Origin of the sequence: Anaplasma bovis, from assembly GCF_036903315.1 — a bacterium.
In the GTDB taxonomy this organism is placed as follows: domain Bacteria; phylum Pseudomonadota; class Alphaproteobacteria; order Rickettsiales; family Anaplasmataceae; genus Anaplasma; species Anaplasma bovis.
On record NZ_JAWLNY010000032.1, the window covers coordinates 1 to 12,341 of the forward strand.

The window sequence follows — 12,341 nt, forward strand, 5'->3', positions numbered from 1 at the left end:
CGATTCTCCGTTGCTAACAGAGTGGCAATATCCACTGCTTACAATGGATGTGTGGGAACATGTTTACTACCTTGATTATATGAATGTGCGCAAGGAGTATATACGCGTATTTTTGGAGCATTTAGTAAATTGGGATTTCGCAGCTTCCAGATTGGAAGCTATTGGTGTTTTATAGTTGATAGTGTTCTTGTCACAGGTTAACTGTTTTATAATTTTTTATTGATAGAGTCTGCGACAGTTGCGTGTGGTTAGTGGGTTTTGTTATGTCGGGTAGTGTTAAGGCTGACCAGTTGTTTAAGGGGTTGACAAGGCCTACTATGCTATTCGGTGTTAGTTATACGTTTGCCATAATGAACTTCATGATTTCGGTCATGATATTTATGTACAGTAACGATTTCAGAGTTCTGCTGATATGGGCGCCGGGAATGCATGCAATAGGGTTTGCAGCGTCCTCAAAGGATCCGTTATTCATGGACTTATTTCTTGTTAGGATGCAAAGATGCAGCAAGTGTCTGAATCGTTTTTATCATAATGCTAATTCTTATGATGTGATGTAGATGTTTACGCTTGGGAGGATAGCGTCCACAAGGAAACGCAAGGTCGTAGACAGAGAGTATCATGAGTCGCATTTCCTCCCATATCTTGGGCACTGGAATAGCACAACTTTGGTAACAAAGGATGGGTCCTTGCTGAAGGTTATAAAGCTTTCTGGGTATGCCTTCGAGACTGCTGACGACGAGGATCTGGTCATTCAGAATTCTATAAGAAATCAGACCTTGCGCAGTATGTCTTCGTCTCATTTAGGTCTGTATTTTCACATAATAAGAAGGAGAAAAAACGCATTTACTGAAGGCTTTTCAGGAACGAAGTTTGCGAACGCTTTCGCTGATGGAGTTAATACGCAGTGGCGTGAAAAGCACATGGCGAAGCAATCTTTCGTGAACGAGCTCTATATTACCATAGTTAGGGAAGGTAGCAGGAAGAGTGCAGAGCTTTTTGCTAATGTACTAAAGAAATTCAACAGGGGTGCGGCTACAGAAGGCTGGAAAAACGACATGAGGGCTGCATCTGAAGATTTGGAAGAGATTACCAACAGGCTTGTTACGAGTCTGCGCAACTATGCTCCCAGAGAATTGGGTATAAGGAGTACAAATGCTGGTAACTTTTCTGAGATTATGGAGTTCCTGCTGCAGATTGTTAATTGCGGCACTGTACACAACGTTGCTATGCACATGGGTGACATTTCCAAGCATCTTCCCATGCATAGGCTGTACTTTGGGCACAGAGTTGTGCAGGTAGTGGGGCACAGTGAATCCAAGTATGCAGGTCTGATAAGTCTGAAGGAATATGGGCAGAGCACTTCAGCTGGTATGTTGGATGCGTTTTTGCAATTGCCGTACGAATTTATAATAACGCAGTCTTTTAAGTTCACTAACAGGCAGTCTGCCATAACGAAGATGCAGATTCAGCAAAATCGGATGATACAATCTTCCGATAAGGCTATATCGCAAATCCACGAAATATCTAAAGCGTTAGATGATGCAATGAGTGGTAAAATTGCTTTTGGGTTGCATCACTTAACAGTCTTGTGCATCGAAAAGACTCCGAAGACTCTGGAAAATGCGCTTTCTCTAGTGGAGGCAGAATTATCGAATTGTGGAGTTTACCCCGTTAGAGAGAAAATCAACCTTGAGCCTGCATTTTGGGCTCAACTTCCGGGCAATTTTTCATATGTCGTGCGCAAAGCAGTTATCAGCACTTTAAATATGGCTGGGTTTGCGTCGCAGCATAACTATCCTAGCGGCAAGAAGTTTGGCAATCACTGGGGTGAAGCTGTTACTGTTTTTGATACTACATCAGGCACTCCATTTTTCTTCAGTTTTCACATACGTGATGTGGGACATACCGCTATCATAGGGCCGACAGGTGCTGGTAAAACTGTCCTTATGAATTTCTTGTGTGTTCAAGCCATGAAATTCTCTCCTAGGATATTTTTCTTCGATAAAGATCACGGTGCGGAGATTTTCATTAGGGCGCTAAACGGGATTTACACGACTATAGAACCCAGGGGCACGACTGGATTAAATCCGCTTCATTTGGATGATACGCCTGATAATAGGACCTTCTTAATGGAGTGGTTGAAGATTCTGTCTACTACGCTTTCACCCAAAATGACTCCTGACGATGTGCTGCGCATTGACGATGCAATTGAGGGTAATTACAAGCTGAGAAAGGAAGACAGAATATTACGAAATTTGGTGCCATTTTTAGGCATAGGAGGGGAAGATACTTTGGCAAGTCGCATGGCGATGTGGCATTCTGATGGATCTCACGCGTCGCTTTTCGATAATGAAGAGGACTTGTTGGATTTTACGAAGTCTAGGGTGTTTGGATTTGAGATGGGAAATTTATTAAAAGATCCAGTTGCGTTGGCGCCCACCCTGCTTTATTTGTTCCACAAAATTAGTATTTCTTTGGATGGTACGCCATCTATCATAATTCTGGATGAGGCATGGGCTTTGATAGATAATCCTGTATTCGCTCCCAGAATTAAGGACTGGCTTAAGGTATTAAGGAAGCTCAACACTTTTGTTGTTTTTGCAACGCAAAGCGTAGAGGATGCTAGTAAGAGTCAGATAAGTGACACATTGGTTCAGCAAACTGCTACGCAGATATTTTTGCCTAATCTAAAAGCTACTAGCGCGTATAGAGATGTGTTCATGCTTACTGAACGGGAGTATTCCTTAGTGAAGTACACCGATCCAGGTAGTAGGTTTTTTCTTGTTAAACAGGGTGTAAATGCGGTCGTAGCTAGAATAGATCTCAGGGGATTAGAAGATACCATTAATGTTTTATCCGGTAGGGCAGAGACAGTAGGTTTGTTGCGGGAAATAATAGAAGAAGTGGGGAGCGATTCTAATGTTTGGTTGCCCATTTTCCAGCGAAGAGTGAAGAATGCTTAAATTAGCGAAGGCTGTATCGTTTTTCTTCATATTTACTGTGTGTGGATGGCTTGTGCCGTCTATTGGCTGTTTTGCTGAAGAAGCGGCTGTTAAAGAAGATCGCTTGGTTCACTACAGGTATAGTGAGGCCACTAATCCACGCTGCGGAGCTTCTAAGAACGTCGCAATTGTAGGAGGTAAGGCCGTAGGGGGAGGATTGGCTGCTATGCTGGCCGGAGCTGTACTCATAAACATGGGGCAGAACTTTCTTGGATGGGGTCTTGTAGCTACTGGAACAGCCGCTGTTTCCGCTGCCGTGGGTGCTTCTTCTTCGTACTTCATATGCAATTGGAGCTTTGTTAGACATCCAGTCCTCAGGTTTGAGGGGAAAGGGCAAGGACCTAAGACCGAGGAGTCTGGGTACTCAGAGGGTGATTATAAGGAATGCCAGGATCCTCAAAGTGGTAATAGTGAAATATTGGCTCTCTACAAGAATAGTAGTAATGGGAGCTGCTCTAAAGAATTCGCGACTATGGAGGAATATTACGCTTGTCTAGGTGCTGGTAAAAAAACTTTAGAGGAAGCCAAAAGAACTGAGCCAATATGTCCAAAAGGAAAGTTTAAGAAAGTTGACTATTATGCGTGGCCTAAAAATAGAGTATCAAGTTCTCGATACATAGAGGTGTGTTATCGTAACCCGCTCTCATATCTAGCTGCGGCACCATTTTTATTGTTTGGTCTTCAATTTGCCAGTGGTTCATATACCGAAATATTGAAAAACAGTAGCAAGTATCCAAGAGAGGCAACTTTTGGTGACGAGGAGATGCATAAAACCAAGCTTACTGTGTCAGGTGCCTGGGTCGATAGTAGTGAGAGCGTTGTTAAATGTGAAAGAATGAAGGCTGGTGATAAAAGAAACATACACACAGCGCAATTTAGGGCGGTTGAGCGAGGATCTCAACTTTGTGTTGATGCTATTGCTGTAGGAAGTGGTAACCTGGGTTTGGCGGTAAAGCCTGAGATAGGTTGTCAGATGAGGCCTAGCACTGCGCCTTCTCCAATGTGCAAGGATTCTAAGCCTGTGGAAGAAGGAGGTAAGGTGATTAAATACGACAATAGTAGCTGCTATAGCTGTTACGTTGCTGATGTTTGCAAAGGAACTGCAAGCTTGCACTCGCAAACTGTGTTTCCAGTGACTTCGGTATTGGTAAGTTGCGTTAAAGAATCGCTAAAACAGTTACTTGATCCTCCAGCAGGTTGCGCTGCGAGAAGAGCTAATGCTGCTGGTCTAAATCCTGGGTTTCTAAAAGTCGCTCAAGAGAGACTTAAAAAGGCTGTCATGGCTGCTTTAGTGTTGGCACTCATACTGTTTTCTATAAAAGCAGTCATGGGAGGAGTGCAAGGTGGGTCAGAACTTTATATGACTGCCATAAAGTTTGCTTTGGTCATATATTTTACGCAGGGTAACGCGATGACGCATGCCTACGATTATATCACTAAGTTGTCTATAGGGCTCTCAGATATAGTGCTACAGGCGGCTGGCAATAATGGAATATGTGATTACAAGGCCGAAGATTACAAAAATAAAGAATTTTTATATTTAATGCCATGGGACAGGCTTGACTGCCGAATGATGTTTTACTTGGGTAGTCAACTAAATTGGGGTACGGGCACCGGAGTTGTGTTGACGATGCTCTTGTGCGCAGGCTTATTAATAGTAGCGATGTTGATAAATGCTAAGGTGATAATATGCCTCGTAACGTTATGCGCAGTAATAATGTTGATACTGTTGGTGATATGCACGGTGTACGTGTTTTTGATTTCGCTCATTGCGCTTACCATTTTGGTCATAATATCACCGCTAATGATACCTATGTGCCTATTTCAGGCTACTAAGGGGTTTTTCGATGGATGGACTAAGCAGCTAATGACTTTTGCGCTGTATCCTGTGATTTTATTTTCATTCCTCTCTTTAATGTTCACAGTTTTCGACAATTTGTATTTTGGTAACCTGCAATTTGAGCGTAAGGATGTTGTAATTGGTCAGAAAGAGGACGGCACTGAGATTAAGAAGACAGGATATAAGCTTAAAGATGAAAAAGCATGCGAAAAATCCGAAAATGACAGCAATTTGGCGTGCATGTTTAGCACTGTGCAATTTCACAGCAAGAAGTTATTTTTAGGCTTGTATGGGACTTCTCCCGAATTTAGAAGCGCTACTGTTGCGGTGTGGACAAAGCTGGGAGTGTTTGTATTGGTTGGGTTCCTCTTCTATCATTTCTTGTCCTCCATATCATATATAGCTGGGGAATTGGCTGGAGATCCACGTGTTGGAGCGATAGGTAGTGGAAGCTTTAATCCAAGGACTCTTGCCCATAAGGCGGCGAGCATGGCGTCTTCTGCTAGAAGCTTCTCTACGGGCAAGGTGTCTGACTTGGCTGACAAACTGCGTGGCAAAGTGGGTGATAATATGGGCAAGGGAGGCGGAGAAGGATCAGATAAAGTTTCCGGTGGAAGTGGCGGTTCCAGTCAGGGAGGCGAAGGGAAATAACGCGTTATAGTGCTTGTTATATGTTGTTCAGGGGAGAGCCAGGGTTGTGCCAGATATTAAGCCAATAGTATTGTTATTGCTTTTGACTGGATGCGGGTACATGGGCTGCATATCGCAGAGTAATGTATTTAATGATGTTGTAACTATTGTTGTTCCCACAAATCCTGGCGGCGAGCAAAAATCCGGTAGTAGCAATGTTCAGCACTGGCGTAAGGTGGATTTTCCCTATGCGGGAAAGAAGTTAAAGCTGTACGTAGAGGAGAAAGAACCGCGGTTCTGCGAGGAGTCTGAAATAGGTGATCTTAAGATAGAAATACCGTACAACAATCCACTGAAAAAATGCGGAGAAAGAAAATTAGAGGCTCAACTCAAATATCCTCTTATTAAGGGTGAAAGGGTAATTTTCTCTTTGAATCCCGTCAGGGAGTTCACCGTTACGCAAGAAATATGTAGAAATCAGGATGAAGACATTTATGTGCCTGATGTGAATAAGTGTCTCAAAGATTATATTGGTACTATACATTTAGTAAATTCTAGCAATAGATTGGCAAAAAAAAGGGGTTTTTCTAATGAGTGGAATCTGATAGAGGGAGAAGAAGAGACTTCGACTATAGAGGACTATGTCCCTTCTGCTATACTTTATGGACGTGCGGAAAAGAAATTAACGAAAAGTGAAAAGTTTGAAAAAACGGATGAGTTATGTAAGACCAAATATGCTGTGATCAAAGAAGCGCGCAAGGAGGTTGAACAGGACAAATTAAGGGGAGCGGGCCACGGTGCGCCAACTCCAAGTCATGTCACTGATGAGAAGATAGAGAAGGCGATTTACGACAAAAACAAGAAAATACGTGAAGAAAGAAGGAAATATAGAGAAATCTTGGATGAGACTACTATAAATACCTTATGCGGTAAGCTATGTGGATTTTCCGATGAAAGTAGCAGCCAGGCAGGTCAGCAGCAAAGCAGCTATACAAGTAATGATAACAAATGTGTTGCTTTTCGTCCCGTAACTTACAGTAAAGGGAATGATATCTCAACTACGGTTATACCGTTCGTAAAGCTTCAAGACAGTGACTTGACGCCAGAGGTTTCTCAAAGATTTAAGGATGCATTTCCGATGAACGGGGGGAACGCTAGCTTTGCGGAAGTAGAAAAGACGATAAAAGCACAAGATCCGGAAAGTCAACTTACACTAGCAAACATCAAAAGTGGCAAGAGCGATGTAAATGAAAAGAAAATAAAAGAGGCATTACCACAAGTAGGAAGCTATCTGGGTTTGGATACCTTTTATGAAGTGAAGAAGGATAAGGTTGAAAAGCTAGTTATGACTGTCGTTAATGAGGCAGGAGGAGGGTGTGGTGCTGGCAGTAGTGGGGCTCAAACTGCAACAGACGATAATAAGACGTTAGCTGGCAGCTATAGCATTAACGTGATTAAGGATTGCAGCTCCCATATAGAAAATAGCCTGTACTACGTCTTTTCAAAGGGGTATCCAAGGGGAGAGCCAGGGAGTAATGGTAGTATCAAAGTTGATCTCGCGACTAATAATGAAATCGAGGTTGACGCAGCATTAAAGGAGGGCGAGCTATATTTTGGCGTAAAGGACAATGGTGATGGATATGAAAATAATTCCGGACATTTCGAGATAAGGATATCTGCGCCTAAAAATCCCCCTAAGGTCTTCTCTCATATAGCATCTTGGACTGAAACACAGATAAGGAACGCGCTGTATGGGACAAATAATACAGATAGTGTTGTACGTGGTATGTACAGGCATATTAGCGAGCATGGGTCGTTCAACAGGATGGTTAATGCTTTGCTTATTTTGTACATCATGGTGAGCGCCCTGTATTTTTTCTTGGGATTTTCGAGGGCATCTATTTCTCAGCTTGCGGTCATTATTGCCAAAATGCTCATCGTTATGTACGTGTTGCGTCCTGATAGTTGGTCATTCTTTAACGATCATTTGCTCAATTTATTCATTGAGGGGCCAAAAGCTCTCATTGATGTAATGACAGGTGGGCAAGGCAAGGACTTTGAATTTATGGACATGGTGCTTTATAGATTTAGCGTAACTGAAACGTGGATACAGATTTTGGCACTGATGTTTTCTGGGCCTATAGGATTTCTATCTGTAATATTAATTTTGTGGGCGCTGGTTGTTTTGGTGCAGTGTTTATTTGAGGCAGTAGTTATATACCTCATTTCAATTTTATCCATAGCATTGCTGTTGTGCTTAGCGCCGTATTTTGTGATATGCGTGCTGTTTAGGCGTACAAAAAACATATTTGATATGTGGATAAAAACCCTGCTACAGACTGGTATGCAGCCCGTTATAATATTCTCCTGCATAGCACTTCTTACAGGTGCGATAAATAATATCATATATGCGATATTGAACTTTGAGGTATGTGATACATGTGTGCTTAATCTCAACCTTGTTTTGTTTACCCTATGCCTATTGAAGTTTCCACTGCCAGTAGGGGTTATTCCGGTTACCCCCATTAATGATACCATCAGAGAAGTATATAATACCGGACACATGGTACTTTTAGGTCTTCCTGGGCCTATTGTTAACGTGATTCTCTTGATCATATTGGTACGTGTTGCAAAAGATTTCGTAGTTAGCAGCGGGGAGCTGTGCAGCATAATGTTTGGATCATTCACCAATCTATCTGAAGTAGGTGGAAAAGCTGCGCAGTCTCTGTTGAGCGTTGTGGGCATGGATCAGAACACTGCGCATATTCTTGAAAGTCATAGGAGACAGTCTGAGCTCTTCGATAGAGGGCCAGGGGGAGGTAGATATGTAAGATCTATGCCTGGCGTTGGAGGAGTATACTCTGGAGGCGATAGTGGAGGAGCTGGAAATGTGCGTCGTAGGCAAATAATTGCTCCCCATGATCCACCTGCTAGTTTTTAGGAGAGTATTGATGTTTAGGCTTATACTTTTCTTATGTGCAATAGTGCTCACGTCCTGTGGGGGCAGGTGCATTGAGCCAGGTGGTGGTAGTAGTTCTGGTTCTATAGAGGTGGTTGTCCCTGTACTTCCTGAGGGTGCAGATAGGAAAAACCCAGCGACTTACTGGATAAACTCCGGTCAAAAAGTTGAAAAGGGTAAAGAGCTAAAGATTACCGTAGAACGTACGATCAACTTTTGTCCAAAGGACAGCAGTGCTCCTGTTACCGTCAGGATGTTTGATGATCAATTGAAGTCGGATCAGTGGTATTATCCAGTACATATGAATGTTGTTGCAGGCGATCAAGTTTCCTTTTCTCCGGTGTTATACGATGTAGAGGTTACTCGCTGTGACGACATTACAAGTGGGAATAAGCGCATTTTATACTACGGGAATAGTGAATTCTACAAAGATGAAAAGGGCAAAGATGCCGTATCAGCTACTACTCTGTGCGCAAATGGAGGGGGCGTAGGTTTTTCTCAGACGAGTAACCATGCTGAAGGAAATGGCGCAACAGGAGGAAATTCCACTATTATTCTTCCACCTCTAGAGTATTTATATATAAAAGGAAAAAGTGGCAATTATGAACAACTCCCATCTGGAGTAACCATTCCCAGGATAGCAGGTTCTGTCATAAAGACTCCTAGATTGGAATATCCGATAGGGTATTTTGGTCATGTGAACCTAGGAAATGACTACTCGAATTTAACAGACCCCGCAAAGGTAGTGGTCAATGGTATTCTACATGATGCCCGCACAGTAAGGAGTAAGCAGAGTTCACCATTGAATGAGAAAGCCTGCAGTGCCTTAAAAAAACACTACAAAATCAGGAGTAAGCTTTCAAACTTTGAGAGTGTAAACCAGTTAATATCTTCTAGCAGCGCGAAGAAAGAAATTATCAAATATGAAGAAGTGCCCACCACTACTACAGCAACTCCGCAGCAATCACAAGGAGCGGGGGGAGATGCACAAGAAGAGAAAGCACTGGTTGAGGAGATACTCAGGGAGTACACTGAGTACGATATAAACTGCAACTGCAAACGTATATGTGATCCTACACAGAGAGTAAATGAAGAAAATTGCATAAGATCTATTGTCTTGGTGGATAGCAACAAACTTGTGTGTCCCACAAATCCTGATTACAGCACCCATGCTGTTCAAACGAGTGATTATAAAAATTTTTCTCAAGACTTGTTGGGTACTAATGATAATGGCGATCTTCAAAAGAAAGTCAGTGGTAAAATAAAAAGCGCTATCAAGTCGAGAATAAATACTAACACTACGAATTTACACTATGAATTGGCGGAAGGTGTTTCAGCTTGGGTGGTTACAGAAAAATTTCATCATAGTCAGGCAAGACAAGGCAGGCTACAGTACATTGCGGGTCGTGTGCATAACTACAAAAATATTCGTAATATTGCAGATATTGGTACAAAAAATTTTATTGATACAAGTTTGGAAATGCATAAAGGATACCCGGTATTGCGCTCCGGTCTATTGTACCTATCGTATAGTTTTCCTTCAGGTACTGTTTCCCAAAATCTAAAAGCAGAAAATGCATATGGTACTAAGGGTATTAAAGGATACTACGCACTAAATGTCTACAGGACATGTTATGCTAGCGATGGAAAAGATTTATACATACACGTGGGCAATTCTGCCCCAGATTATCTGCCTGGGGATAAGCAAAATGAAGGGAAAAAAAGTAGTCCTCCTGCTGCCCGGACTTTAAAAGCAGGACAGATAGAGTTTAAGAACAGTGAAAGTAAGTGGAATGAAATTCCTACTTATGAAGGATATGCCACCATAAATGAAGGTAACAAAGGTGACTCAGAGGGGACCGTTTATTTTGGTATTAAGGTCGATGAATCCTATGAGGCTCAGCTGAAAGAATACGGGAACGAGGATAATTACTACCTTACTCGCTTGTGGGTTCCAACGTCGTCTCCAGTTTTTTCGAAGTTTTTTGCGTACTTACAAGGTTCGCTTCTACATGTGCTATACGGAACTGAGGTTCCCATATTAGGGAAGGATAGCCAAATTGGCAAGGATGTTTCCCATTCAATAAGACAAGCACTAAGCGGTAAGCCAAGTGCGTCCCCAGACAGGAAGCAAATGGGTGCAGTGCAGCAAATATACAATAATCAGGTCGCATCAAAGCCATTCTGGTCTGCTGTAATGGCGCTACTCACGCTGTATCTCATATTCACTGTGTTGGGTTATATTTTGGGCGTTACGCAGCTAACAAAATATGATCTCATGATCAGATTGTCCAAAGTGACAATGATACTTGTGTTGATCTCTCCTAATAGTTGGGATTTTTTCTACAATCACTGCTTCAGTATATTTGTTGCCGGTATCCCAGAGGTGATAACAGCGTTTAATGGGTATCTCGGCGGAGATACATCATTTGCATTTTTAGATTCTACCCTGGGAGTTATGTTCTCATCTGATGTGTGGCTGAGGATGCTATCTCTAATTATGGCAGGTCCTGTGGGATGGATCATAATGATAGCGGTTATGTGGGCAATGATCGTGTTTTTCGTAGCAGTGCTAAAGGCGGTATTAAAATATCTGCTGGTAACTTTAACATTGGCATTTTTGGTAACCCTTGCACCTATATTCATCACATTTTTGTTGTTCCAATTTACCAGAGGTGTATTTGATGCTTGGCTCAGGATGATAGTGAACTTTTCTCTTCAGCCAATAATACTGTTCGCCGCTCTTGCATTTCTAAATCAGGTCATTCTGAGCAGTTTGTACACGGTTACGAATTTCACAGCATGCGAAACTTGTGCACTCGGGATAGACATTCCTTCAGATGATCCCGAATCCCCCAACAGAAAGGATATATGCATTATTCCTGCGCTGCTTCCAGTAGGATTTACAAACGAACTATCTGTAGAGGATAGGATGAGGGAAGATGCAGCGCGTGCAGACCAAGGATTTATGGGTTTGCCTTTTGGCGTGACGGTTACGATGATCCTTATCTTGGCGTGTTTGGCTGTAAAGGAATTTGCGAATATAGCGGATGTTATGGCGCATTCCATATCTGGTAGTGTAGCGGGCATAACTGCCAGTGCTATGGGCGCTACGCAGGCGCTACTAGGTGTCGTTGGTCTGGATGATGCAACTCAAAACCTAATAAGACAGGCAAGGGGTATGACTCCCGTAGGCGATGAAAAAGTTAGGTTTGAGGCTGATAATAATAATGTTACTCCTAGACATGATAGTACACGAATAGATCATCCCGTGCCCAGAGACGATAATGTAGCATCCTCTCCTGCACCTAGAGATAATTATGGAGCATCTCCTGAAATCAAAGAAGTGCGTAGGGGAGACCCTGAGGTAGATGTTGTGGCAGGGTATTCTGGAAGTACAGGTCAGGGTAGGGAGCTCAGTGAAGCTTCAGCCGGGCATTCCGGGGTTGATGATGGCAGGTATATGGCATCACAACATGCAGATTCTCAAGCCCGTACTGAGAACACTTATGAAACTCTCGGTGGTGACGTCTCAAGTGAGTCATACTCATCATCAGAGAGTAGTGGGAGTGACTCTGACTATGATGATATAAGTTCTGCTTCGTATGAAGACTGTCTGAGTGAAGAGGTGCGCAACCAAGACCAATTGGGGGATGGATTTATGGATTATGCTGCCGCACAAGAAAGCATGGAGCATAATGTTGAACATTTAGATGTAGATGAATCTGATATTTCTCCTGAGCAAAGGGTAGAGAACTACGACTCATACACTGGGGAAGAAGGCGCCGTTGGAGGTGACTATGATATTTCTCCCGAGCAAAGGGTAGAGAACTACGATTCATACACTGGGGAAGAAGGCGCTGTTGGAGGTGACTATGATATTTCTCCTGAGCAAAGGGTAGAGAGTTAC

At 42.7% G+C, this 12,341-nt stretch carries 6 protein-coding genes; all 6 read left to right on the forward strand.

Annotation, left to right across the window (positions count from 1 at the left end; all coding sequences use genetic code 11):
• Window positions 1-175 (forward strand): Fe-Mn family superoxide dismutase (locus tag R4I06_RS03230; protein WP_334414119.1); only part of this gene is annotated, 175 nt, incomplete at its 5' end.
• A gap of 88 nt (window positions 176-263) precedes the next feature.
• The gene (locus R4I06_RS03235) at window positions 264-557 is read left to right on the forward strand and encodes a type IV secretion system protein VirB3 (RefSeq protein WP_334414114.1); all 294 of its coding nucleotides are present in this window, start codon (window positions 264-266) and stop codon (window positions 555-557) included.
• Window positions 558-2,963: a VirB4 family type IV secretion/conjugal transfer ATPase gene (locus tag R4I06_RS03240; protein WP_334414115.1), complete on the forward strand. Its 2,406-nt coding sequence runs from the start codon at window positions 558-560 to the stop codon at window positions 2,961-2,963.
• Window positions 2,956-5,493 carry a TrbL/VirB6 family protein gene (locus R4I06_RS03245; RefSeq protein ID WP_334414116.1) on the forward strand — a complete coding sequence of 846 codons (2,538 nt, stop codon included), beginning with the start codon at window positions 2,956-2,958 and terminating at the stop codon, window positions 5,491-5,493. Before R4I06_RS03240 ends, R4I06_RS03245 begins: the two co-directional genes overlap by 8 nt.
• 13 nt (window positions 5,494-5,506) lie before the next feature.
• On the forward strand, window positions 5,507-8,413 hold the full coding sequence (locus tag R4I06_RS03250) for a TrbL/VirB6 family protein (RefSeq protein WP_334414117.1): 2,907 nt from the start codon (window positions 5,507-5,509) through the stop codon (window positions 8,411-8,413).
• 10 nt (window positions 8,414-8,423) lie between these two features.
• A partial coding sequence (locus R4I06_RS03255; protein ID WP_334414118.1) for a TrbL/VirB6 family protein occupies window positions 8,424-12,341 on the forward strand: 3,918 nt, incomplete at its 3' end.